Source organism: Streptomyces chisholmiae, assembly GCF_031845445.1.
GTDB classification, from domain to species: Bacteria; Actinomycetota; Actinomycetes; order Streptomycetales; family Streptomycetaceae; genus Streptomyces; species Streptomyces chisholmiae.
This window is the reverse complement of the sequence record NZ_JAVREO010000004.1, coordinates 460705-486805: the sequence shown is the minus strand read 5'-3', so window position 1 is coordinate 486805 and position 26101 is coordinate 460705. Positions and strand designations below refer to the sequence as shown.

The window sequence follows — 26101 nt, the reverse complement described above, 5'->3', positions numbered from 1 at the left end:
CGGTTGTTGGGCCTCCCACCGTGCCGAAGGGCCCTCCGCTACCGATCACAGAAACCGCCCGGCGGGCCGTGGGGCGGGCCGCCGGGCGGCCGGCCGGGGCTGGTCACCACGGCGAGACGCCGGGCTACCATGCCTGGCATGAGCCCCGGAAACCCGACCACCGCCAACGCGCCGGCCACCGTGCCCAGAGCGCTGTTGATCGCCGAGGTCTGGGCCGAACTGGGAGCCGGGGTCGCCCCGTTGAGCAACGGCCAGGGGCAGCCGCTGGCCCGCACCGTGAAGCTGCTGCTGGACCCGCTGGTGCTGCGCCCGGTGCTCAACCCGCACTTCGCCGCCGGCCAGGTGCGCGGCCAGCACGCCGACGAGCTGCGGGCCACGCTGCGCGCCGCCGGGCCCCGACTGGCCGCCACGGCCGCCTGGTTCACCCGGCTCAAGCGGGCCAGGCGCACCCTGCGGATCACCGAGGGCAACCCGCAGGACCTGTACTTCCAGCGCTGCTTCGAGCTGGCCGGCACGCTGGGCGAGCCGGGCGCGGACGCCGAGCGGGTGGCCACCGAGACCGTCGCCGAGATACGCGAGGCGGCCGGCGGACTCACCGTGACCGCGCTGCGCCGCCATGTGACCGACCCGCACCGCGCCGCCGAGCTGCGCCAACGCCTCGCCGCCGCCTGGGCCGAGCCCCCGGCGCCGGCCGCGCCGCCGCTGGCCGAGGGGGCGTTGACCGCCGCGCTGGACGACTTCCTGGACGGGGTGGCCGGCGCGCCCGACCGGGGCAAGCTGGCCGGCCTGGTCAGCGGCCGCCTCGGCTCCCGGGACGCCGACTCGCTCACCCCGCCCGGCGCCGCGCTGACCTGCGGGCTCACCCTGCGGGACCGGATCGCGCCCCCCGAGCTGGGCGAGAGCGCCTCCAAACGCACCCTGCCCCCGCCCTTCGACCGTTCCGTCTTCGAGCGGCTCTTCGCCGGCTTCACCTCCGCTTTCCACCGGGAGGCCATGCCCGAGCTGCCGGACCTGGTCCTCCAGGAGATCCAACGCACCGCCGCGCCCTGGCAGTTGGCCGAGGAGCCGACCCGGGTCACCATGGCGCTCGGCCGGCGCGCCAGCCTGGGGCTCGCCCCGGACGGCGAGCCGGGCAGCGACGCCGGCACCCGGCTGGCGGCGCGCTGGCGGCGCGAGCCGTCCGTGCAGCGCGCGCTGCGGCTGCCCCGGGCCACCGAGCCGGCCGGGCCGGCGGCCGAGGTGGGCCAGGTGCGGCAGGCGTACCTGCGGCGGCTCTGGGTCCGGCTGCACGGCCGGGAGCTGCGCGCCGAGCCGGTCGTCGCGGACGACCTGTGGGACCTGCTGGACGGAGTGCTGCGCTCCGTGATCATGGACCAACGCGACCGGCTGCGCGCGGTGTTGGACCGGGCGGCGGCTTCCGTCGAGGGTGGTGACGCGTGACCGTGACACGGGTGCGGGTGCGACAGTCGGACGGCGTGCTGTGGGTCGGCGAACCGCCGGCGCACGCCGAGTGGACGGCGCTGGTCGAGGCCGGCGGCGCCGTGCTGAGCTGGGACGTGCCGGCCGGGCAGCGGCTGCCGTCCGCCGAGGTGTACCGGCCGTGGCAGGCAGCCGACTGGCTGTGGCAGGTCTACGGGCCGGCCGCCGAGACGCTGCTGGCGGTGCCGGACGGCACCGAGACCGAGATCGAACTCCCGGACGCCGGCGGCCCGTTGGCCGACGCGGTGGCGCGGCTCGCGCTGCTCGGCTGGCTGGCCGCCTGGTGGCCGGCCTCCTATGTGGCCGGCGTGCCGGCGCTGTCGGCGGCGCTGCTCGCCGCCGAACAGGCGGTGGCCGCCGCCGAGGTGGAGTCGCTGCTGGACGACGAGGACGCGGTGACCCGGCTGTTGGCCCGCGCGGCGCCCGCCGTGCACCCGCTGGCGGCGCTCGCCGACCACCCGCGACTCGGCGCGGAGGCCACCCGGTTGGCGGACCGGCTGGCGGATGTCGCGGACACCTTCGGTGTCGAACTGCCGGCGCCGGCCGCGCTGGTCGCCGACCAGACCGGCTGGGCACTGGCGGCCGGCGGCCAGCCGCCGGGCGGGGTCACCGCGCTGGGCGGCGGCGGGCCGCTCGACTGGTGCTGGCTGCCGCCGGGCGTGGTGGACGCCGCCGCCGGGCTGCGCTGGTCGCTGGTGCGCAGGGACGGCCGGCTGCTGCTCGAGGTGTCGGTGGCCAGGGCGCCGGTGGCGTTCGCCGAACGGGTCCGGTCCTGGCCGCTGCGCGCCCGGTCCGACGCGGTGGAGTTCCCGCTGGCGGTCAGCCCCGAAGGCGGCGCGTTCAGCGGCGCGACGGAGCTGCCGCCGACCGCCCTGCTGGTGCCGGCCCCCCGGCGCACCGTGACCGTCTGGGCGCCCGGCTTCGCCGACCCGGACGAACCACCGGTGCCGCCGGCCGAGTTGGCCGGCCGCCAGGAGCCGGTGCTGAGCGCCGCGCGGGAACGACTGGCCGCCACGGACGTCTCGTTCGCCGAGCGGGTGGCCACCCTGGTCGACCCGGAGGCCGGATGACCGGCCCGGGCCCGCGGGGCGCCACCGCCCGGCGGGCGGCGGGCGCGGGCCAGGAACCGGAGGTGGGATGAACGAGGGAGCCGACGCACGGCCGGCCGACGACGAGCCGTTGGGGCTGCGGCCCGACCGGCCGGCGTCGCCGCGCTGGCACCGCTGGCGCGACCTGCACAACGAGGGCACCGAGCTGCTCCAGGCCGGCCGACCGGACGCCGGCGGCGAGCGGCTGGCCGCCGCCCTCGCCGAGACCCTGGTCCCCGACGTGGACGCGGAGGGCCGCCTGCACCGGGCCGCCACCCTGACCAACCTGGCCGGCCTAGCCGAGGGCCTCGGCCAACTCGACGCGTCCGAGCGCCGGTACACCGAGGCCATCGCCCTCTGCGAGACCCTGACCACCGAACTGGCCCGCCCGGCCACCGGGCCGGCCGCCGGCGACGCCCCCGCCCCGGCGGGGGCGCCCGGGTCGCAGCCACCCCCCGCCGGCACTCCCGACCCGGCGCGGCCGACCCCCGACGACGGCGGCACGGCGGGGCCACCCGCCACAACCCCCCAGGCCACCATCGGCGACGCCCCCGACCCGGCGCGGCCCGGGCACTGGCCCGCACCGGCCCCGGCCGCCGACGGCCCCGACGCCCCGGTGCGACCGGCCCTGGCGCAGGCACCGCACGCCGGCATCCCCGACCTGGCGCGGCCGGAGGCCGGGGAGGGGCCGGCGCGCCCGGCCGCCAACGGCCTTGACGCGGCGGGGCCACCCGCCACAACCGCCCAGGCCACCGCCGGCGACGCCCCCGACCCGGCGAAGCCGGAACCCGCCCCCGCCCCGGCGGTGTCCGACGTCGGGCAGTCGTTGGCGAACGCGCGGGTAGGGCGGGCGCAGACCCGGATGTTGGCCGGGGACACCGCCGGCGCCGAGGCCGACGTGGCGGCCGCGTTCGCGGTGGCCGGCGGGCTGGCGGAGCCGCCGGACCTGCTGGTCTTCTCGCTGCACTGCGCCCGGTCCGGCGTGCTGATGATGACCGGCCGGCTGCCCGAGGCCGAGCAGGACGCGCTGCGCGCGCTGGACCTGGCGCTGGACGTCCGGCCCGAGTTGGCGCCGATACCGTGCGAGCACCTGGCCCAGATGGCGGAGGTGTGCGGGAACCCGGAGGGCGCCGCGGAGTTCCGGCGGATCGCGGAGCGGCCGGCGGAGTTCAGCACCATGTGGTCGAACGAGATCGGGTTCGAGGTGGCGGACCCGCTGCCCGGGCCGGAGTTCGGGTCGACGACCCGACCACGCGCCATGACCTGGCCGCTGGCCGCCCGCTGGCGGCGGGTGGCCGCGCTCAGCGCGGAGGGCGTCCGGCTGTCGCTGGCGGGCGGGGGCGAGGAGGCGGCGGCCCTGTTCGAGGCCGCCGAGTCCGCCACCGAGACCCTGGGGGGCGGCCTGGACGTGCTGGTCTGCCGGGCCAGTGTCCGGCTCAACCACGCCGAACTGGCCCGGACGCGCGGCGCGTTGGGTGAGGCGCTACGGCTGGCCGAGGCGGCGATCGGGCCGCTGGCCGAGGTGGTGGCGGCGGTCGGCGACCGGCACGGCGTCGCCGCGCAGCTGCTGGACGCCCGCAACCTGCGGGCCGCGCTGCTGCGGGAGTGCGGTCGCCACGACGACGCGCTGGCCGAGTTGGACCGCGCCGAGCGGGATCTGCCGCTGGTCGGCGAGGGGCGGCAGCCGGCGGCGGTGTGGATCTGGCTGGTGCGGGCCACGGTCTTCGACCAGTTGGGCCGGCTCGGCGAGGGCGAGGCCGCCGGGGAGCGGGCGTTGGCCCTCGCCCAGGAGCACGCGCCCTGGCTGGCGCCCCGGGTGCACCTGATCCTGGCCGACCACGCCAGCACCCTGGGCGACGAGGCGACCAGCCGGGAGCGGATGGCCCTGGCCGGCGAGCTGTTCGCGGTGCTGGGGGACCCCGTGGGCGAGGCGGCGACCCGGATCAGCCTGGGCCGCTCCGACTACCTGGCCAGCCGGCAGGACGCGGCGGCGGCGCACTACGCGGTCGCCGACCAGCTGCTGGCCGGGGTCGAGAACGCCGGGCTGCGCGCCGCCTGCCGGCACGGTCAGGCGGCGGTGGCCGCGTTCGACGGGCGGCCCGCCGAGGCGTTGACGCTGCTGGACGAGGCGTCCCGGCTGCTGGGCCCGGAGCACACCCCGGTGCAGCGGGTCGCCTTCCACCAGATCCGGGCCGGCGCGCTGGGCGCGCTGGACCGGTTCGCCGAGGCGGTCGAGGAGTTGACGAGGGCGCGGGAGGTGGCCGAGGCTTCCTGCGGCTGGCATGTGACGCTGACCCTGGACTGGTGCCAGGCCGACCTCTACGGCCGTTGGGCCGGCGCGCTGGCCGAGGCGGAGCGGGGCCCGGCGCTGACCCGGGCGATCGAGGTGGCGGTGCCGGCGGCGCTGGCCGCCGAGGCGGCCCGGCAGTTCTTCCCGGCCGGTGGGGCCAGGGAGCGCTGGGTGGCGCTGGCCGCCGCGCCCTCGGTGCGGGCCGCGATGGCGGCCGTCCGCAACGCGCGGGACGACCGGCTGGCGGCGGCGTTGATCGACCACCTGGCCGCCACCGCCTCGTTGCGCACGTCGGCGCCCGGGCCCGCCGGCGGTCCCGCCGCGCCACCGGACGTGCTGGACCTGCCGACGCCCGGGCCCGCCCCACTGGCCGGGGACGGCGGCCCGTCGTATGTGGCGACCGCGCTGGGACTGGCGACCGGGGAGGACCCGGCGTTCGCGGCGCCCCGGTTGGCGCTGCCGCCCCGGGTGCGGGTGACGCCCGGGGTGCCGTCGCCGCTGGAGCCGTGGATCGAACGGGCGGAGCGGCGCTACGGGTTCGGGGTGCGCTCGGCCGAGGCGGTGCGGGCCTGGTGAGCGCGCCGGACGGCCGGCCGACACCGGCGGGACAGGGTCCCGATGGCGCGCGCCGGGGAGCGGACATGACACCTGAGGGGGCGGGCGGGACGCTGGACGGCACGGAGGAGACCCCGGAGAACACCGACGACCTGTTGGGCGTGCGCCCGGCCAGCCAGCCCTACGGGCCGCGTTGGCTGCCGCTCGGCCGGCAGGTCAACGACGCGGCGCGGCTGCTCAACGCGGGTCGGGTGCGGCAGGCGCGGGCGCGGTTGGCGAAGGTGGAGGCGGCGACGGCGGCGGCCGACCTGACCGGCGACGGCGAGGGCCTCGACCTGCGGGCCCGGGCGCTGGCCAACCTGGCCAGCGTCGCCGAGCTCCAGGGCCGGCCGGCCGAGGCGCTGCGCCTGGCCGGGGAGGCGCTGGAGTGCTGCGACCGGTCCGAGGAGTCGCTGGGCCAGCGGCGCGGGGTGGGCGCGATGCGGGTCGGGCTGCTGGTCAACCGCGCCCAGACGCTCCAGCTGCTGGGCCGGAACGCGGAGGCGCTCGCCGACTGCGAACGGGCGGCCGAGCTGCCCAGGGGCGAGCACCGGAGCGGCGCGGTGCTGGACTTCTCGCTGCACAACACCCGGGGCTGCGCGTTGATCGGCCTGGGCCGCTACCCGGAGGCGGAGGTCGCGATCCGGGCGGCGCTGGCGGTGGCACAGGAGCGGGAGCCCCGGCTGGCCGGCCACGCCTACTCCAACCTGGGGCTGCTGGCGCAGCGTTCCGGCGATGCCCGGGGGATGGCGGAGTTCCACGACCTGGCCCGGGACTTCCACACGCTGGGCGGCGATCCGGCGGCGCTGGCGCTGTTGGAGGAGAACGAGGCGCGGCGGGCCGCCGGGGAGCGACGGCTGGCGGACGCGGAGCGCGGCTTCGACCGGGCGCGGCGGGCCTATGCCGCGTTGGGCGCCGACCACCGGGCGGCCAGCTGCCAGTACGGGCAGGCCCTGGTCGCGTTCCTGCGGACCCGGCCGGGTCGGGCCCGGCGCGTCCTGCGGCGGGCGCTGCCGGTGATGGAGCGGACCGGTGAGGTGTCCGCGCTGGTGGAATGCCATCTGTTGGCGGGCGACCTGGAGGCGGCCAGGGGCCGGTTCCGGGCTTCCGAGGAACGCTATCTGGCGGCCAGGGCGCTCTGCGCGGAGTCCGGCGCGCTGCACGAGGTGGCCCGGGTGGACGCGCGGCGGGCCCAGGTGGTGCTGTTGGTGCTGCGGTTCGCGTTCCTCCCGCCGCTGCGGCGGCGGTGGATCGAGGGGGCGCTGGCCCTGGCGGTGCCGTCGGCGCTGGCGATCGAGGCGCTGCGGCACTCGTTTCCGGCGGGGCCGGTGCGGGAGCGGTGGAGCCGGGAGGTGGCGGCGCCGGCGGTCGCCGCGGCGATGCGGCTGGTGGCGTTGGCCCAGGAGCCGCAGTTGGCCGTGGAGCTGGTGGAGCACCTGGCGTCGTCGGCGACGCTGGACGCGGACCGGCCGGCCGGCGACATGGCGGCCGACCTGCGGTTCAGGTTCGGTGGCACGACGGACCCGTTGGAGTTGCCGGAGCCGTTCCCCGCCCCGGCCGAGCCGGTGCGGGTGGGGGCGTACGCGGCCGGCGCGCTGGCCGCCTGGGCCGAGGACGCGGCGGACCCGGCGTTCCCGGCGCCGCGCTTCGCGCTGCCGCCCCGGCTGCGGGTCTTCGACGAGCGTCCGCAGGAACTGACCGACTGGATCGCGGAGGCCGAGCGGCGCTACGGCCGGCCCATCAGGTCCGACCAGGAACTCAGGGTGTGGTGAGGAGCGGCATGAGGTGGCGAAGGTCACGGGGGAAGTCCAGGATCCCGCACCTGGATCTCGGGGTGGTGGACGGGCTGGACGGCTCCTTCCAGCCGACGGTCCAGATGAAGTACGTGGACGCCGGGGACCTGTATCTCTCCTGGCGCTGGGAGCACGCGCCGGACGAGCCACGGCTGTTGTACTTCGAGCGGTCGGACGTGGCCGAGGTGCTCACGGAGTTGACCGAGGCGCTGCCGACGCCGCTGCCGGGCGAGTCGATCGAGCGGGCGCTGACCAGGTCGTTGACGGAGGGGCCGCTGACCGACCCGGAGCGGGAGACGGCGCTGCTGGGCCGGTTGACCCGGGCGTTCCTGCCCGACTACCTGGGGGCTGAGCTGCAGACGCTCGTGGAGCGCGGCATCCGGCCGCGGCTGCGGATCCAGCCGTCGCCCTCGACCGGGCAGGTGCCGTGGGAGGCGCTGCCGGTGGACGAGGGCGTGCGGCTGGTGGAGCACCTGGACGTGGCGACGCTGCCGCCGGCCACGGTGCGGCACTCGCCGGAGCGCCGGATCTCGCCCTGGGACCCGGCGGGTCCGGTGGTCGCGGCGCTGGACCCGCGGGTGCCAGGTTCGGCGGCGCACCCGCAGCTGGGGTCGGTGCTGGGCCCGGTCGGCGAGGACTCGCCGCTGCGGGCGATGGTGGCCGGGCTGGGCGACCGGCTGCGGCCGGCCGGGCCGGCGGAGCAGGCGTTCCGCCGCTCGGGGCTGACCAGGGACGTGTTGGAGCCACTGCTGGCGGACGCGGCGCGGTTCCTGTACGTGGGGCATGTCACGACGGCGGACCACGGGCTGGACGCCCGGCTGCACCTGGGGTGCGGCCCGGAGACCACCGGGCGGGCCGCGCCGGTGGGCGGGCACCGGCCGTTGACCGCCGCCGACCTGGTGCTCGGGCACCGGCCGGCGGACCCGAGGCCGTGGCGGATGCCGAACCGGGTGGCGCTGGTGGCCTGCGAGAGCGGCGGCGAGGTGCGGTTCGCCGAGCCGACCGGGCTGGTGGCCGCGGCGATCCACGCGGGCGCCGAGTACGTGGTCTCCACCCGCTGGACGCTGCCCACGGACGCCGGCGTGCGCCGGTTCGCGGCGACCGCCGAGGCGGACACCTCGGTGATCGGCGACGCGGTGGTCGCGGTGGACGCGGCGGGGGACGCGCCCGATCCGGTGGTGGCGCTCAACGACTGGCAGCGGGCCAAGGTGGCGCGCTGGCGGGAGACCGGCGCGGTCGCGCACTCCCCCGTCGTCTGGGGCGCGTTCACCACCACCCATGGCTGAGAAGCCGGCGCGGCTTCGAGTCTCCTGGACGCACGGGATATCTTGATGTCAAGCAATGTTGCAGACGTGGAGTGGAGAGCGCCCGGTGACTGACTCGACCGTCATCTACACACAAACCGACGAGGCCCCCGCCCTGGCGACGTATTCCCTGTTGCCGGTGATCCGGGCCTACGCCGCGACCGCCGGGGTCGATGTCGAACTCCGGGACATCTCGCTGGCCGGCCGGATCATCGCCAGCTTCCCCGAGCGGCTCGCCGAGAGCCAGCGCGTCGAGGACGCGCTGGCCGAGCTGGGTGAGCTGGCCAAGACGCCCGAGGCCAACATCATCAAGCTGCCGAACATCTCGGCCTCCATCCCGCAGCTGAAGGCGGCCATCGCCGAGCTGCGGGAGGCCGGTTACGACCTGCCGGACTACCCGGACGAGCCGGCCACCGACGAGGAGCGCGAGACCCGCGCCCGCTACGACCGGGTCAAGGGCAGCGCGGTCAACCCGGTGCTGCGCGAGGGCAACTCGGACCGCCGGGCGCCCGCCTCGGTGAAGAACTACGCCCGCAGCCACCCGCACCGGATGGGCGCCTGGACGGCGGAGTCCAAGACCAACGTGGCGCACATGACCGCCGACGACTTCCGCAGCAGTGAGCTTTCGGCGATCCTGCCGGCGGCCGGCTCGCTGCGCATCGAGCTGGCCGGCGCGGACGGCACCACCACCGTGCTGCGGGAGTCGGTGCCGGTGCTGGCCGGGGAGATCGTGGACGCCTCGGTGCTGCGCGTCGCGGCGCTGCGGGAGTTCCTGACCGCGCAGATCGCCCGGGCCAAGGCCGAGGGCGTGCTGTTCTCGGTGCACCTGAAGGCCACCATGATGAAGGTCTCCGACCCGATCATCTTCGGCCATGTGGTGCGCGCCTTCTTCCCGAAGACGTTCGCCGCCTTCGGCGAGACCCTGGCCGCGGCCGGGCTCAGCCCCAACGACGGCCTGGGCAGCATCCTCAAGGGCCTGGAGGACCACCCGCGGGGCGCGGAGATCCGCGCCTCGTTCGACGCGGAGCTGGCCGACGGCCCCGAGCTGGCCATGGTCGACTCCGACCGGGGCATCACCAACCTGCACGTGCCGAGCGACGTCATCGTGGACGCCTCGATGCCGGCCATGATCCGCACCTCCGGCCACATGTGGGGCCCGGACGGCACGGAGGCCGACACCCTGGCCGTCATCCCGGACAGCAGCTACGCCGGCATCTACCAGGTGGTCATCGACGACTGCCGGGCCAACGGCGCGTTCGACCCGGCCACCATGGGCTCGGTGCCCAACGTCGGCCTGATGGCGCAGAAGGCCGAGGAGTACGGCAGCCACGACAAGACCTTCGAGATCCCGGCCGCCGGCACCGTCCGGGTGCTGGACGAGGCCGGCGCCGTGGTGCTGGAGCACGAGGTCGGCGCCGGCGACATCTGGCGGATGTGCCAGACCAAGGACGTGCCGGTGCGCGACTGGGTCAAGCTGGCCGTCAACCGGGCCCGGGCCACCGGCGACCCGGCGGTGTTCTGGCTGGACGAGACCCGCGCGCACGACGCGAGCCTGATCGAGAAGGTCCGCGCCTACCTGCCGGAGCACGACACCGAGGGGCTGCGGATCGAGATCCTGGCACCGGTGGACGCCATCGCCTTCTCGCTGGAGCGCATCCGCCGGGGCGAGGACACCATCTCGGTGACCGGCAACGTGCTGCGTGACTACCTGACCGACCTGTTCCCGATCCTGGAGCTGGGCACCAGCGCCAAGATGCTGTCGGTGGTGCCGCTGATCAACGGCGGCGGCCTCTTCGAGACCGGGGCCGGCGGCTCGGCGCCCAAGCACGTGCAGCAGGTCGTCAAGGAGAACTACCTGCGCTGGGACAGCCTGGGCGAGTTCCTGGCGCTGGCGGTCAGCTTCGAGCACCTGGCGCAGCGGACCGGCAACGCGCGGGCCCAGGTGCTGGCCGACACCCTGGACCGGGCGACGGCGACCTTCCTCAACGAGGACAAGTCGCCCAGCCGGCGGCTCGGCGGCATCGACAACCGCGGCAGCCACTTCTACCTGGCCCTCTACTGGGCGCAGGAGCTGGCCCGGCAGGGCGAGGACCCGGCGCTGGCCGCCGCGTTCGCGCCGCTGGCGAAGACGCTGAGCGAGCAGGAGGAGACCATCGTCGGCGAGCTGGTCGCCGTCCAGGGCTCCCCGGCCGACATCGGCGGGTACTACCTGCCCGACCCGGAGAAGGCGGCGGCGGTGATGCGCCCGTCGACGACCTTCAACGAGGCGCTGGCCACGCTGGGCTGAGCCGGGCCCCCGCCCGGGCCGGGCGGCCGGCCCGGGCGGCCGGCCTCCGGCCGGCGGGGGTGGGACTGGTTGAGCCCGGGCCGCTCCGGGCCAAGGGTCGGCCGGGCCCGACCAGGGAGCTTGCCTCGGCCGGCCCGGATCACACCGGGCCGGCCTTGGCCAGGAGCGGACCGACTCTGCCCGACTCAGGCAGTCCTGGGCCGGCTTCGGTCAGCCCCGGTCAGCTTCGGGCCGGCGCAACCCGTCGTAGCCCAGTGCTGGTTGACCGTGGTCGGATGTGGCCGACTCCGGTCAACCCTGGTTTGTTTCGGGCCGGCCGTGCTCAGGCGTCGCCGGCTGCCGGCCGCCCCTGGACGGCCCACGGCGGGCCGGGGCGACGGGATCCGGCTCGGTCGGACGTGGTCGGTTTCGGGCGAGCCCACGCCAGCCCCGGTCGGCTTCCGTCAGTCCTGGTCGACACCGGGCTGACTCCGGCCGGTGCCAGCGCCGGCCGATCGCGATCCACCGGCCGGGCGGCGTGCGGGTCAGCCGCGCTCGGGTCAGCCGGCGGCCGGCCCGTCCCCCGGCTCGGTGGTCCGCATCTGGCCGATGTGGCGGCGCATCAGCGCCTCCGCCGCGGCCGGGTCGCGGCGGGCGAACAGCTCGACCAGCACCAGGTGTTCCTCGGCCGCGGCCCGCAACCGGCCTCGGCCGGCCACCGAGGAGAGGCCCGACAGGCGGGTGCGGGCGTGCAGTTGGGAGACGGTCTCGACCAGCGTCCGGTTCCCCCCGTACTCCAGCAGCGCCAGGTGGAAGCAGCGGTCCGCCTCGCTGTAGCCGAGCAGGTCGCCGCGTGCCGCGTGGTGCACGATCTGCTCGGCGAGTCGGCGCAGCTCCGGCAGGTCGGCGGTCGGCACCAGCGGCACCACCCGCCGCACCGTCGCCGGCTCGATCAACAGCCGCAGTTCCACGATGTCGGCCACGTCCGACGGGGAGATCTCGGTGACCCGGAAGCCCTTGTTGGGCACCGAGGTGACCATGCCCTCGCGCAGCAGGTCCAGCATGGCCTCCCGCACCGGGGTGGCCGAGACGCCGAACCAACCGGCCAGCGCGGGCGCCGAGTAGACCACCCCCGGCTCCAACTCGCCCGAGACCACGGCCGCGCGCAGCGCGTTGGCGACCGCCTCCCGGAGGATCTCCCGTTTGCGGACGGGTAGTCGTGCACTGCCGGCATCGGTCATGGCGTCCCTCTTTGGCGTTCCCTCGTAGCCCGCGCCGCCCCGGCGCCCGGGCGACGGGGCCGTGCGGAGCGGGCCAACTGCCCGTAGTGGTCGGGATGATCTTGCACGGAACGGCCGCGCCGGTCGAAGGGGAAGGACGCCCTCCGCTCAGCGGGGCAGCAGCCCCGCTGCCTCCCGGGCGCAACCCCAGGAGACCGTCACCCCGCAGCCGCCGTGCCCGTAGTTGTGCACGGTGACCCGGCCGTCGCCGGTCGGCTCGGCCGCCAGCCGCACCCGGGGGCGGAACGGCCGCAGCCCGACGCGGTGTTCGAGCACCCGGGCGGTGGCCAGCTCGGGGAAGACCCGGGCACAGCGCCGCACGATGCGGGCGGCCAGCTCCGGGTCGGGCTCCGTCCCCCAGCGGTCCCGGCGGGCGGTGCCGCCCAGCAGCAGGCCGCCCGGCTGCGGCAGAAGATAGAGGCTCTCCTCCCCCTCGATCGGCTCGGCGACCAGCCAACGGTCCAGGCCCGGGTTCTCCACTACCACCAACTGACCCTGGATCGGCCGGACTTCCAGATCCGGCACCAGTTTCCTGGCGGCCAGCCCGGTGCAGTTGACCACCAGCCGGGCCGTCGCCGTGGCCTCGTCGAGGGAGCGCAGCCGACGCCGCTCGATCCGACCGCCGGCCGCCCGCAGCCGGTCGGTCAGGTAGCCGAGGTAGTGCGGCATGTCCAGCAGCGGCATGGTGGCGGCGTATCCGGAGCGGAAGCCGGGCGGCAACTCCGGGGCGCGCAACGGCCGTAGCGCGCCCGGCAGGCTCGGCAGCCACCACGGCGGGACGGGCTCCGGCGTGCGCTGCGCCTTGATCCCCTCGACCATACGCACCCCGGTCTCCGCCGGGTGCTCGGCCAGGGCGACCAGCGTCGGCAGGGTGCGGAACGCCCACTCGGCGACCCGTTCCCGTGGCTCGGCCAGGTACGGCTCCCAGAGTCCGCCGGCCACGGCGGAGGTGGTCTCCCCGGGCGCGCGGTCGCTGACCAGCCGCACCGGCCGCCCGGCCTCGGCCAGCACCACGGCCGTGGTGAGCCCGCTCACCCCGCCACCCACGACCAGCACCTCGTCCTCGACGCTCCCGCCCCGTCGCGCGCTTCCCATCCGCGTCACCTCCGCCGCGGAGTCTCCCACCCGGGACCACGCGAACGGCACCCCGACGACACCGACCGGCCCCGCGCTGCGCGCCGCGCGGAGCGCCCAAGGCGCATGCGGACGCCGGTCAGCCGGCCGGTGTTCCCACCCGGTGGGTGGGGTCCTGCCGGCTGTCCCTTGGAGCCGGGTCAGCTCCCCCCACACCCGCCCGGCGGTGGCAGGGTCGAAGACCCGGTACTCCCGATACGCGGTGATGAGGTTGCGGATCGCCGGCTCCGTCAGGCCCAGGCGGGCACAGGCCCGTCCCAGCAACAGTGAGACATCGGCCACCTGCCCCGGTGCCGCCAGCGCGGTCATCCGCTCGGCCGCGCGCTCCAACCATCCCAACGCCTCGGCCGGGCGGCCGAGATCGAGCAGCAGCTGCCCCCGGCTGGTCCACACCCGCCCGATGTTGTATACGTCCACGGTTGCCAGCCCGCCCAACATGCGCTCCGCCGCCGCGAACTCCGCGAGCGCCGCCTCTGGTTGGTTCAGCGCGGCCAACACCCGGCCGGTGTGGTGACAGAGAAGTCCCTCGGCCCGCTCCGGTCCGTCCGGCCAGCCGGTGGCCATCCGCACAAGGTCTCGGGACTGCCCCAACTGAGCCAGGGCGGCCCCTGGTTGCCCGGATTTCCAGCACACCAGCGCCCGCGCCTCGACGGCCGTGGCCATCCCCCGAAGATGGCCGGCCTCCCGGTCAGCGGCCAAGGCCATCGAGAAGTGTTCGTCCGCCACCGCGAGCTCGCCCAGCAGGTAGTGATGGAAGCCCAGTTGGCTGAGCATGCGCCCGCTCCACCGGCGATCCGCCAGCCGTCGCGCGGCGGCCAAACCCAGCTCCCCGCACTCGAGCCACTCCGGGGTGGTGCGCCCCAGGAAGAACATCGGCCAGGCCGCCTCGACCAGCTCACAGACCAGCAGGGGCATGTCTCGAGCGGCAGCCCAACGGCAGACCGCGACAACGGTGGCCCGCTCGTGCTCCAGACGCAGCAACGCCTCGCGGGATGCACGCATCACCTCGGACGGCGCCGGTCCCACCGAACGCTCCGCCCGCTGGCGTCGCTGGATCTCCTCGCCCAACCACCAACGCTCCGGCATGATCCGCAGCGCCTCCTGGATGACCCGACCCAGCACCCCTCGGGCGAGGTGCTCGCGTGCCGCCAGGCGCTCGGCCGGCGCCAGGACGTCGTTGGCCGCCTCCCGGGCGCCAAGTCGTACCAGTCCGACGGTGAAGCGGTAGCGGTCGGCGACCCTCGGCACCTCCTCGACCAGTTGAAAGTACGCGAGGTCAGCCAGGAGGTGGGCCGTCTCCGGCAACGGCAGATCCAACAGCATGGCCGCGTCAGCCACCGCGAACTCGTCGGTGAAGAGCAGCCCCAACACCGTGATGTGCTGGCGGAGTTCGTCTGGGAGGCAGCCCAGTCCGTAGTCGATGGCCACCCGCATGTCCAGCCGTGCATCGCCCCGCACAGCCAGCCCACGCAGCCGCCCCCGCTCCTCCGACAAGCTGTCGGCCACCGCGCGCCACCGCGTCTGCCCGCCGGCAGCCACCCGCGCAGCCACGATCCGTATCGCCAGCGGCAACCCGCCGCAAAGCCGAACCACCTCCTCGATGGCCGATCGGTCCGCGTCAGCACACCGCCCGGGCAACAGGGCCCGGAACAGCGTGACACCGTCGTCGACGGCGAACGGCGGCACCGGCCGGGACCGCACGGCGCGCGAGTCCAGACCAGACATTGCCTGCCCGGAGGTCACCAGAAGCACGCAGTGCGGTATGCGCGCCACCAGATCCCGCAGGTCCTCCGAAGCGTTGAGGTCGTCGATCAACACCAGGTGCGGCTCGCCGGCAAGGAGGCGGCCGATCAGGGCAAGCCGGTCCTCGCGGGCCACCGGGAGCCGGCCGGCCGGCACTCCCAGCTCGCGGAGCAGGCGTTCGAGGACCTCACCGGCGGATGCGCGGCCCCGCGCGCCGGGCGCACAGTCCACGTACCAGCAGCGGTCGGGGAACGCGGGGCGTAACTCCGCTGCCAACTCAGCGGTGAGGGACCGTTTGCCCACCCCCGGCAGGCCGAAGAACACCCAGACCGCCCCACACCCCCCGGGGGCCTCTCCCAGGACCGCCCGGACCTCGGCTCGAATCGTCTCCCGGTCGGTGAAGTAGTCGGTGGGCACCGGAAGGAAGGTGCCTCGCCCGGTAGGCCTGATCAGCTCGGTGATCTCCCGGTCGGTGAGTCGCAGCCCCAGTTCGCTGTTGAACCGGGCGAGCAGCGCCAGGCGGTCCCCCGATGCTTCCCGGTCGATGAGTTCACCCAGCCGTGCGATCAGCGCAGCCCGGTCCGCGCCAGTCGTGGACTCATCGGCCTCGCCGTCCCCTACGGACTTCAGCAGTCCCGCGATACGGCGGGCCGTCGACCGCAGCCCCCGGCTCCCCAGGTCGATCGCCCCTCGCGTCAGTTCCTCGCTCGCCGCCGATGCCATCTGGCCGGGTAACTCTCCCCACATGCCCCCACCCCTGGTCTCTGATTGCGCCGGATCTCCTCGGGTTCCGAGGTACACGAACCCGCTCCCCGCTGGTCCGCCCGTCCATGCTGCCGGTGACCACGCCGTTCCGGAAGTTCTCGGGGTCGAGACCGGCCGCAGGATACCGGCGCGCGCTACCGCGAGGTTCGGGTGATCGGGAATGACATGTGTTGGCTGCTGAATTTTCTTTTTCGGTGTTCTCGGGTACGGAAAATGCGTCCTTGAGTGGTGGCGCGCCAGGGCGCGGAAAGGCGCCTCGTTAGGTGTTCGTGCCGCGGGGAGCGCGCGCCGGGGCGCGCGTTGATCGGCGCGGCAGCCCCCTGTTTTCGGTCGCCCCGACCGACGGTGCCGAATTCGAAAGCCTTTTCACCTCATCGCCGGTTCAGGGGACGCCGAAGCATTGACGCGCCTCCGTGAGCGACCCCCAGGCACCCCCCAACGCCGCACTTCAGAGACGCGCGATCGGCATTCACCCGGTTAATTCCCGTTACGCCGGCGCACGTTGAAGCTCCCATGCGACCCATCCCGGACACACATCGCCTTTACCATGAGGGCACATCAACGAATCGAGTCACCGAACGAGCAGGTCCGGTAGGACTTTCCCGTTTCTCTCGGCGTGTCCCGCTCGCCACAAAGGTGAGTTCCGCAGACCAACCCCGTTGTCCGGCCGACCGTTCCCGCGCCCTTCCCCGTCGCCCCGATTTCCGTCGCACCGATCTCCGTCACCCGATTTCCGTCGCCCCCGACTCCCGGCCAGGCCCATGCCCACATCCGTGCCCTCACCCGCGGGGGCGCGCGCGCCGCCGCGCCCGCCCCCAGCCGTCCAGCCGTCCGTGACCCGCGGCCGGTGGTGGTGACCGACGGCGTCCACCCGTCCCGTCCACCCCAGCCACCCGTCCGCCACGCACCGCTGCCCCGCTCACCGCTCACCGCAGGTTCCTTTTCTCCCCCGGCCAGCGCCGGGGGCATCCCCGAAGGAATGCAGATGAAGGACACACTCCCCGTCCCCTCCTTCCCTGAGCCCGACAGATTCGCCATCATCGGCATCGGCTGCCGCTTCCCCGGCGGGGCCAACGACCACCGCGCCTACTGGCGCAACCTGCTCGACGGCCGGGACTGCCTGACCGCCACGCCGCGCGACCGCTACGACGTGGCGACCCTGGCCAGCGGCGACCGCGACAAGCCCGGCCGGCTGGTCGGCGGGCGCGGCGGCTACATCGACGGCTTCGACACCTTCGACCCGGCCTTCTTCGGCATCAGCCCCCGCGAGGCCGAGCAACTCGACCCGCAGCAGCGGAAGTTGCTCGAAGTCGCCTGGGAGGCGCTGGAGGACGGCGGCCAGCGGCCCGGCGAGCTGGCCGGCACCGAGGTGGGCGTCTTCGTCGGCGCCTTCACCCTGGACTACAAGATCCTCCAGTTCGCCGACCTGGACTTCGAGACCCTGGCCGCGCACACCGCCACCGGGACCATGATGACGATGGTCTCCAACCGGATCTCGTACTGCTTCGACTTCCGCGGGCCCAGCCTCTCGCTGGACACCGCGTGCAGCTCCTCGCTGGTCGCGGTCCACCTGGCCTGCGAGAGCCTGCGCCGCGGCGAGAGCCGACTGGCCCTGGCCGGCGGCACGTTGCTGCACTCGGCGCCGCAGTACACGATCGCCGAGAGCAAGGGCGGCTTCCTCTCCCCGGCCGGGCTCTCCCGCCCCTGGGACGCCTCGGCCGACGGCTACGTCCGGGCCGAGGGCGTGGCGCTGGTGGCCATCAAGCGGCTGGCGGACGCGCTGGCCGACGGCGACCCGATCCACTCGGTGATCATCGGCAGCGGGGTCAACCAGGACGGCCACACCAGCGGCATCACCGTGCCCAGCGCCGACGCCCAGGTGCGGCTGGTCGAGCAGGTCTGCGCCCGGGCCGGGATCACGCCGGGCGACCTCCAGTACGTGGAGGCGCACAGCACCTCGACGGCGGTCGGCGACCCGATCGAGGCGGCGGCCCTGGGGCGCGCGCTGGCCGTGGGCCGCGCCCCGGGGGACGTGCCCTACGTCGGCTCGGTCAAGGCCAACATCGGGCACACCGAGTCGGCCGCCGGCGTCGCGGGGCTGATCAAGACGGCGCTGGCGCTGCGGCACGGGGTGATCCCGCCGCAGATCAACCTGCGCCGGCTCAACCCGGAGATCGAGGAGGCCGGGCTGGGCTTCCGCATCCCGCGGGAGGCCACTCCCTGGCCGGCGCGCGAGGGGCCGGCCAGGGCCGGGGTCAACGCCTTCGGGTTCGGCGGCACCAACGCCCACGTGCTGTTGGAGGAGCCGCCGGCGCCCCCGCCGGTGGACCTGGCGACGCCCCGACCCGCCTACGGCGTCCTGCCGTTGACCGGCCGGGCCGCCGAGGCGCTGCCGGCGCTGGCCGGCGCGGTCCGGGCCGAGCTGGCGCACAGCGCGCCGGCCGACCTCGGCTGGACGCTGGCGCACCGCAGGGAGCATCAGGCGCACCGGCTGGCCGTCGCCTACGGCTCGGCCGACGAGCTGGCCGAGGCGCTGGCCGCCGCCGAGCGCGGCGAGCCGCACCGGCTGGTGGCCACCGGGCAGCGCCGCGAGGGGCTGCGCCGGCGGCTGGTGTGGGTGTTCACCGGGATGGGCCCGCAGTGGTGGGCGATGGGGCGGCGGCTGTACGCGGAGGAGCCGGTCTACCGGGAGGTGATCGACGCCTGCGACCGGGAGTTCGGCCGGCTGGTGGACTGGTCGCTGCGGGACGAGCTGCTGGCCGACGAGGACGCCTCCCGGATGGCGGAGACCTGGCTGGCGCAGCCGGCCAACTTCGCGCTCCAGATCGCGCTGGCCGCGCTCTGGCGGTCCAGGGGTGTCACCCCGGACGCGATCGTCGGGCACAGCACCGGCGAGATCGCGGCGTTCTACGAGGCCGGCGTCTACACGTTGGCCGACGCGGTCACTGTGGCCGTGCACCGCAGTCGGCTCCAGCACCAACTGGTCGGCACCGGCCGCATGTTGGCGGCCGGTCTGCCACAGGCCGAGGCGGCCCGCCGGGTCCGGGCGCACGACGGGCTGATCGACCTGGCGGCCGTCAACGGCCCCGGCTCGGTCACCCTGGCCGGGAACGCGGCGGCCCTCGCCGAGCTGGCCGACGAGCTGACCGCCGAGGGCGTCTTCGCCCGCTTCCTCGACGTGGACGTGCCCTACCACAGCGCCGGAATGCGGCTGATCGAGGGCGAGTTGCGGGCGGCGCTGGCCGGACTCAAGCCACGCCGGGCCGGGGTGCCGCTCTATCTGACGGCCAGGCCGGGCGCGGTGGCGCACGGGGAGGAGCTGGACGCCGACTACTGGTGGCAGAACGTGCGGGACACCGTCTGGTTCCAGGCGGCGGTGGACCGACTGGTGGACGACGGCTACGAGTTGTTCCTGGAGATAGGACCGCACCCGGTGCTGGGGCACGCGATCCGCGAGTGCCTGACCCGCCGCGAGGTGCCGGGGGTCGCGCTGCCGTCGATCCGGCGTGGCGAGAACGAGCCGGAGCAGGTCGCCCGCACCCTGGCCGCGCTCTTCACGCTGGGCGCCGACATCGACTGGCACGCGCTGCAACCGGCCGGCCGCCAGGTGCCGTTGCCGCCCTACCCGTGGCGGGCCGAGCGGTACTGGACGGAGCCGCCGGCGGTGGCCGGGGTGCGCCTGGGGCGCGAGGACCATCCGCTGCTCGGCCGGCGGCTGCCGGGGGCGGCGCCGGCCTGGGAGGCGGCGCTCGACCTGGAGCGCGCGCCCTACCTGCGGGACCACCGGATCGAGGGCAACGCGCTGTTCCCGGCGGCCGGTTACCTGGAGATGGCGGCCCAGGCGGTGCGGGCGCTGACCGGCGGGGAGCAGACGGTGGTGGCCGAGCTGGAGCTGCGCCGGGCGCTCTTCCTGCCGGCGGACCGGGCCACCCGGGTGCGGCTGGCGTTCGCCCCCGACTCGGCGGCCTTCCACGTGGTCGCGACGGGCGGACCTGAGCCGACCACGCACGCCAGCGGCGTGGTGCGCGGCGGCCAACCCCGTTCGGCCGGCCCCCCGTTGGATTTGGCGGCGGTGCGCGGCCGGGCGGCGGAGCGGCTGGCCGGGGACGCGGTGTACGCGTCGCTCGCGGAGCGCGGGTACCACTACGGGCCGGCGTTCCGGGGGATCGAGGAGCTGTGGCTGGGCCCGGGTGAGGCGCTGGCCAGGCTGCGGCTGCCGGCCGCGGCCGACGACGGCAACGGCGGGGCCGGCCACCAGCTGCATCCGGTGCTGCTGGACGCGTGCTTCCAGACGCTGCTGGCCGGGGCGGTGCGCGCGGAGCCGGCGGACGGCGCGGGCGCCGTGCGGCTGCCGGTTTCCATCGACGAGGTGTGGCTGACCCCTTGGGGCGCCGGCCCGCTGTGGGTGCGGGCGCGGGTCACCGAGCGCAGTCCGGAGCTGCTGGTCGGCGAGCTGACGCTGCACACCGACGACGGGACCCGGGTGGGCGCGGTCAGCGGCTTCCGCGCCGCCGACGTGGAGCGCGCGGCCGGCGCGGTCGCGCCGGCCACCGTCGACGGCTGGCTGAGCGTCCCCGAGTGGTCCGAACTGCCGCCGCTGGCCGTGGAGTCGGCCGGTGCCGGCGAGCGGCTGCTGGTGCTCGCCGACGCGCCCGGCGGGGTGGCCGAGGCGCTGGCCAAGCTGGTGGTGGCCCGCGGTGGCCGCTGCCACCTGGTGCGGCCGGGCGAGGTGGGGCGCACCGACCCGGTGGCCGGCGAGTCGACGCTGGTGCCGGGCTCGGCGGACGACCTGGCGAGGCTGCTGGCCGCGACCGGCGGTGACTTCACCGCGGTGGTGGACCTGTGGGCGTTGGACCAGCACGGTCCGGAGCAGCCGGGGCCGCGGCCGGCGCGGGACGCGGCGCTGGCGCCGTTCACGCTGGTGGCCCTGGCCAGGGCGCTGCTGGAGCGGGGGGAGCCCGGCCGGCTGCACGTGGTGACCAGGGGGAGCCAGCCGGTGCGGCCCGGCGAGCCGGTGGCGCCGCTGGGCGCCCGCGCCTGGGGCGTGACCCGGGTACTGCGCTACCAGGAGCTGACCGGCTGGCCCGGGCGGCTGGTGGACCTGGAGACGGGTGGCGCGGCCGGCCCGGGCGAGGAGGCCGAGGCGCTGCTGGCCGAGCTGTCGGCGGGCGCCGACGAGGCGGTGGACGAGGTCGCGCTGCGCGGCGGCCGGCGGTACACCTGCCGGCTGCGGCCGGCCGACGGGCTGACCAGGCCGCTGCCGTTGCGGCTGCGGGCCGACGGCTGCTACCTGGTGACCGGCGCGTTCGGCGCGCTGGGGCAGCTGCTGTGCCGGACGCTGGTGCGCCGGGGCGCGCGCCGGCTGGTGCTGCTGGGGCGCGGGACGCTGCCGGCGCGGACCCGGTGGCGGGACCCGGAGCTGTCCGGGCGGACGGCCGAACGGGTGCGGTTCGTCACCGAGTTGGAGGCGTTGGGGGCCGAGGTCACGCCGGTCACGCTGGACGTGACGGACGAGGCGGCGCTGGCCGACTGGCTGGCCGGGCACCGGGCGGCGGCGCTGCCGCCGGTGCGGGGCGTCTTCCACCTGGCGGGCGAGGTGCGGGACACCCTGCTGCCTGGGATGGACGCGGAGACCTTCGCGGCGGTGCACGACCCCAAGGTGCTGGGCGCCTGGGCGCTGCACCGGCAGCTGGCCGGGGAGCCGTTGGAGCACTTCGTGCTCTTCGCCTCGGTCGCCGCCTGGCTGCCGACCGCCGGGCAGACCAACTACGCGGCGGGCAACGCCTTCCTGGACGCGCTGGCGCACCACCGCAGGGCGTTGGGGCTGCCGGCGCTCAGCGTGGACTGGGGGCCGTGGGCCACCGGCATGATCGAGGAGCTGGGGCTGGTCGAGCACTACCGGCACAGCCGGGGCATGACCTCGCTCAGCCCGGCGGCCGGGATGGCCGTGTTGGAGCGGGTGATCGGGCAGGACGTGGCGCAGCTGCTGGTGGCCACGGTGGCGGACTGGCCGACGTTCCTGGCCTGGTACGGGGCGGTGCCGCCGCCGCTGGTGGCCGAGCTGGCGGCCGGCGCGGCGCCGGCGGCCGGCGGCCCGACCGGCGGCGCCGGCCAGCCGGACGCCTTCGGCGCGGCGTTCGCCGCGGCCGACGAGGCCGGCCGGGAGCGGCTGCTGACCGAGCGGTTCGCCGCCGTGGTGAGCGCGGTGCTGCGGGTGCCGGCGGACCGGCTCGTGCCGGAGACCAGCCTGCAACTGCTGGGCCTGGACTCGCTGTTGGCGATGGAGTTGCGGGCCAGGTTGCAGGCCGAGCTGGGGGTGGCGCTGCCGGTGGTGGCGCTGTTGAGCGGCTCCGGGGTCGGCGAGCTGGTGGACCAGCTGCGGGGCGAGCTGCTGGAGCGGCTGGCGGACGACGCGACGACGGACGGCGGCGCGGCGGTCGAGGTGTTCACCGACCCGGCGTGCTACCCGCTGACGCAGAACCAGAAGGCGCTGTGGTTCCTCAAGCAGCTGGACCCGGACGGCTTCGCCTACAACATCGGCGGCGCGGTCGAGGTGCGGGCCGAGCTGGACCCGGAGCTGATGCTGGAGGCGTACCGCCGGCTGCTGGATCGGCATCCGCAGCTGCGGGCCAACTTCCTGTTGGAGGACGGGGAGCCGGTGCAGCGGATCGCGCCCGAGGCGCGGCCGGACTGCGCGGTGCTGGACGTCGCCGACCAGTCCTGGGCGGAGATCTACCAGCTGATCATCCGGGAGTACCGCAAGCCGTACGACCTGGCGCTCGACCCGCTGGTCCGGTTCCGGCTGCTGCGGCGGGCGGACGACCGGTGGGTCATCACCAAGGCCGTGCACCACATCGTCTCGGACGCCATCTCGACCTTCACCTTCATCGAGGAACTGCTGGCCGTCTACGAGGAGTTGCGGCGCGGCGGCCCGGGTGAGCTGCCCGCGCCGACCACCCACTACCTGGACTTCCTCAACTGGCAGAACGCGTTCCTGGCCAGCCCCGAGGCGGAGCGGATGTTCCGCTACTGGCGGGACCGGCTGCCGGCCCAGACCCCGGTGCTGAACCTGCCGACCGACCGGCCCCGGCCGGCGGTGCGCACCCACAACGGCGGCTCGGAGTTCTTCGCCCTGGAGGCGACGTTGAGCGCCCGGGTGCACGAGCTGGCCAGGGCGCACAACACCACCGTCTTCATGGTGCTGTTGGCGGCGTACTACCTGCTGCTGCACCGGTACTCGGGGCAGCGGCAGGTGGTGGTGGGCAGCCCGGTGACGGGCCGCACCCAGGAGGAGTTCGGCTCGGTCTACGGCTACTTCGTCAACCCGCTGCCGCTGGCGCTCGACCTGTCCGACGAGCCGAGCGTCGCCGAGCTGCTGGACCGGGTGCGGACGGTGGTGCTGGGCGGACTGGACCACCAGGAGTACCCGTTCGTGCTGCTGGTGGAGCGGCTGGGGCTGCGGCACGACCCGAGCCGGTCGGCGGTCTTCCAGGCGATGTTCATCCTGCTGCACCACAAGGTGGCGACCGAGAAGTACGGCTACCGGCTGGAGTACATCGAACTGCCGGAGGAGGAGGGGCAGTTCGACCTGACGCTGTCGGCCTACGAGGAGGCGGCGGACGGCCGGTTCCACTGCGTGCTCAAGTACAACTCGGATCTGTTCCTGCCGGCGACGGTGCGCCGGATGGCGGACCACTACACCCGGCTGCTGACCGCGCTGACCGAGGCGCCGGCCGACCGGCAGGCGACCTCGCTGCCGATCCTGGGCGCGGCCGAACGGGACCGGCTGCTGGGCGAGTTGAGCGGGGCCGGGCGCACCGTGCCGGTCACCGAGCCGGTGCACCGGCTGATCGCCCGGTGGGCGGAGACGGCGCCGGAGCGGGTGGCGGCGGTGACTCCCGGGGTGCTGGGCTCCCCCGTCACCCTGACCTACGGCGAACTGCACGAGCGGGCCGAGGCGTTGGCCAGGCGGCTGCGGGCGCGCGGGGTGACGGCCGGCTCGGTGGTGGGGCTCTGCCTGCCGAAGTCGCCCGAGCTGCTGGTGGCGCTGCTGGCCGTGTGGCGGGCCGGTGCGGCGTGCCTGCCGCTGGACCCGGGGTATCCGGCGCGCCGGCTGGCGACCATGGCCGGCACCGCCGGCGCGGCCCTGACCCTGGTCGGCGAGGTGACCCCGGCGGGGCTGGCCGGCCCGGTGGTGCCGCTGGCCGAGCTGACGGCGACCGGCGAGCCGGACCCGGCCGACGGCCCGGCGGACCTGCCGGCGGCGGACGACCCGGCCGGTTGGGAGCGCCCGGCGTACCTGGTCTTCACCTCGGGATCCACCGGGACGCCCCGGGCGGTTGCGGTCAGCCACCGCAACCTGGCCTCGGCGTACGCGGGTTGGCTGGCCGAGTACCGGCTGGCCGACGAGGTGTCGGTCCATCTCCAGCTGGCCTCGCCGTCCTTCGACGTGTTCTTCGGGGACGTGGTCCGGGCGCTCGGCTCCGGCGGCCGGCTGGTGCTGGCCGACCGCGAGCTGGTCCTCAACACCGAGCTGCTCTACCAGACGATGCGTCAGGAGGCGGTGGACGCGGTCGAGTTCGTGCCGGCGGTGGTGCGGGCGCTGGCCGGCTACTGCGAGGCCACCGGCCAACGGCTGGACTTCCTGCGGCTGCTGGTGGTGGGCTCCGACTCCTGGAAGGTCGGCGAGTACCGGCGGCTGGCCGCGCTGGCCGGCCCCGACACCCGGGTCATCAACTCCTACGGCCTGACCGAGGCCACCATCGACAGCGGCTACTTCGAGGGCCCGACCGACGGCATGGACGAGCACCGGATGGTGCCGATCGGACGGCCGTTCCCCGGCAGCACCTTCCACGTGCTGGACGAGCGGGGCGAGCCGGTGCCGCCCGGGGTGACCGGCGAGCTGTGGATCGGGGGCGGCGGCGTGGCGCTCGGCTACGTCGGCGAACCGGAGCTGACCGCCGAGCGGTTCGGCGCCGACCCGCTGGGCGACGGCCGCCGCCGGTACCGCACCGGGGACCTGGCGACGATGGACGCCGACGGACTGGTGTGGCTGCTCGGCCGCGCCGACGCGCAGCTGAAGGTGCACGGCTACCGGGTCGAACCGGGCGAGGTGGAGGCCGAGTTGCTCCGCGAGCCGGGCGTCGCCCAGGCCGTGGTGACGGTGCGGCAGGACGCGGCCGGCGAGCCGGTGCTGTGCGGCTACTGGGTGGCCGGGCCGACGGACCCGCCGGACGAGGCGGCGCTGCGCCGCCGGCTGGCCGCCGCGCTGCCGACCCAGTCGATCCCGGACCACCTGGTGGCGGTCGACCGGCTGCCGCTCACCCCGAACGGCAAGGTGGACCTGGCCGCGCTGCCGGCCCCGGTGGCGGGCGGCGCCGAGGTGCCCTACGAGGCGCCGGTGACGCTGTACGAGGAGCGGATGGCGGCGCACTGGTCGCAGCTGCTGGGCGTGCACCGGGTCGGGCTGCACCACGACTTCTTCGCCTCCGGCGGCAGTTCGGTGCGGCTGATCGAGCTGATCCACCGGCTCCAGCTGGAGTTCCAGGTGACCATCCCGGTCGGCCAGCTCTTCAAGGTGACCACGCTGCACGGGATGGCCGGCACGGTGGAGGCCATCGTGACCGGCCGGCTGGCCGGCGGCCGGCCGTGGCTGACGTTCAACGCCGACCGGGAGCCGACGGTGTTCTGCTTCCCGCCGGCCGGCGGGCACGGCCTGGTCTACCGGCGGCTGGCCGCCGAGCTGCCGGACCGGCGGCTGGTCGGCTTCAACTACCTGGCCGGGGACGCGAAGGTGGCCCGCTACGCCGACCTGGTGCTGGAGCTGGCCCCGGCCGGCCCGTTGGACCTGCTGGGCTACTCGCTGGGCGGCAACCTCGCCTTCGAGGTGGCCAAGGAGCTACAGGCCCGCGGGCGCCGGGTGCGGCACCTGGTGATCGTCGACTCGCCGCGCCAGCTGGCCGCGTTCGAGCTGACCGAGCGGGTGCTGACCGCGTTCGACGAGGAGCTGGGTGACCACCTGCGGCGGCACACCGGCTCCCGGACGGTCGCCGAGGAGACCCGCCAACAGGCGCGTGACTACCTGGAGTTCGCCAGCCGCACGGCCAACGTCGGCACGGTGGACGCGGCCCTGACGGTGATCACCGAGCAGGACAACGCCGCGCTGTACGCGCCCGGCGCGGCCGGCAGCTGGCACGGCGCCGGCACCGCGGGCACGGCGGTGGTGCGGGGCGTCGGCGGCCACGCCGAGTTGCTGGACGCCGGCTGGGTGGAACGCACCGCCGAGCAGGTGCGCTCGGCGCTGACCGACGAGGCGGTCGCATGAGCGAACGGGACAACGGGGCAGCGAGGAAGGGGACCGGCAGG

At 75.4% G+C, this 26101-nt stretch carries 9 protein-coding genes and 1 pseudogene; 7 read left to right on the top strand and 3 right to left on the bottom strand.

Annotated features, from left to right (window positions below):
- Window positions 1–138 precede the first annotated feature (138 nt).
- The 6 genes from RM844_RS09515 to RM844_RS09490 all read left to right on the top strand — a co-directional run bounded on the left by RM844_RS09515 (window position 139) and on the right by RM844_RS09490 (window position 10835).
- Window positions 139–1440, top strand: coding sequence for a hypothetical protein (locus tag RM844_RS09515; RefSeq protein ID WP_311666546.1), 1302 nt, complete (start codon window positions 139–141; stop codon window positions 1438–1440).
- Complete coding sequence (locus RM844_RS09510) at window positions 1437–2549, top strand: hypothetical protein (protein WP_311666545.1); 1113 nt, start codon at window positions 1437–1439, stop codon at window positions 2547–2549. The genes RM844_RS09515 and RM844_RS09510 overlap by 4 nt, the downstream gene beginning before the upstream one ends.
- Window positions 2550–2616: 67 nt before the next feature.
- Window positions 2617–5433: a hypothetical protein gene (locus tag RM844_RS09505; RefSeq protein WP_311666544.1), complete on the top strand. Its 2817-nt coding sequence runs from the start codon at window positions 2617–2619 to the stop codon at window positions 5431–5433.
- Window positions 5434–5498: 65 nt separating this feature from the next.
- Window positions 5499–7223 (top strand): hypothetical protein, encoded by a 1725-nt coding sequence (locus RM844_RS09500; RefSeq protein WP_311666543.1) that lies wholly within the window; start codon window positions 5499–5501, stop codon window positions 7221–7223.
- Between the two features lie 8 nt (window positions 7224–7231).
- On the top strand, window positions 7232–8530 hold the full coding sequence (locus RM844_RS09495; RefSeq protein WP_311666542.1) for a CHAT domain-containing protein: 1299 nt from the start codon (window positions 7232–7234) through the stop codon (window positions 8528–8530).
- Between the two features lie 85 nt (window positions 8531–8615).
- Complete coding sequence (locus RM844_RS09490; protein ID WP_311666541.1) at window positions 8616–10835, top strand: NADP-dependent isocitrate dehydrogenase; 2220 nt, start codon at window positions 8616–8618, stop codon at window positions 10833–10835.
- Between the two features lie 539 nt (window positions 10836–11374).
- Here the strand turns inward: RM844_RS09490 and RM844_RS09485 are convergent.
- The 3 genes and pseudogenes from RM844_RS09485 to RM844_RS09475 form a co-directional block, all read right to left on the bottom strand.
- Window positions 11375–12055: a GntR family transcriptional regulator gene (locus RM844_RS09485; protein ID WP_311666540.1), complete on the bottom strand. Its 681-nt coding sequence runs from the start codon at window positions 12053–12055 to the stop codon at window positions 11375–11377.
- Between the two features lie 147 nt (window positions 12056–12202).
- Entirely contained in the window at window positions 12203–13189 is a 987-nt protein-coding gene (locus RM844_RS09480) for an FAD-dependent oxidoreductase (protein ID WP_311666583.1), read from the bottom strand.
- Between the two features lie 1530 nt (window positions 13190–14719).
- A pseudogene (locus RM844_RS09475) lies at window positions 14720–15694 on the bottom strand (NB-ARC domain-containing protein); the annotation flags it as partial.
- Window positions 15695–16721: 1027 nt separating this feature from the next.
- Between RM844_RS09475 and RM844_RS09470 the strand changes: the two are divergent.
- Entirely contained in the window at window positions 16722–26060 is a 9339-nt protein-coding gene (locus RM844_RS09470; RefSeq protein WP_311666539.1) for a non-ribosomal peptide synthetase/type I polyketide synthase, read from the top strand.
- The last annotated feature ends 41 nt before the right edge of the window (window positions 26061–26101 follow it).

Coding starts and splice junctions, on each gene's coding strand:
- RM844_RS09515 (WP_311666546.1), top strand. CDS start 139: ATGAGCCCCGGAAACCCGACCACCGCCAACGCGCCGGCCACCGTGCCC.
- RM844_RS09505 (WP_311666544.1), top strand. CDS start 2,617: ATGAACGAGGGAGCCGACGCACGGCCGGCCGACGACGAGCCGTTGGGG.
- RM844_RS09500 (WP_311666543.1), top strand. CDS start 5,499: ATGACACCTGAGGGGGCGGGCGGGACGCTGGACGGCACGGAGGAGACC.
- RM844_RS09495 (WP_311666542.1), top strand. CDS start 7,232: ATGAGGTGGCGAAGGTCACGGGGGAAGTCCAGGATCCCGCACCTGGAT.
- RM844_RS09485 (WP_311666540.1), bottom strand. CDS start 12,055: ATGACCGATGCCGGCAGTGCACGACTACCCGTCCGCAAACGGGAGATC.
- RM844_RS09480 (WP_311666583.1), bottom strand. CDS start 13,189: ATGGGAAGCGCGCGACGGGGCGGGAGCGTCGAGGACGAGGTGCTGGTC.
- RM844_RS09470 (WP_311666539.1), top strand. CDS start 16,722: ATGAAGGACACACTCCCCGTCCCCTCCTTCCCTGAGCCCGACAGATTC.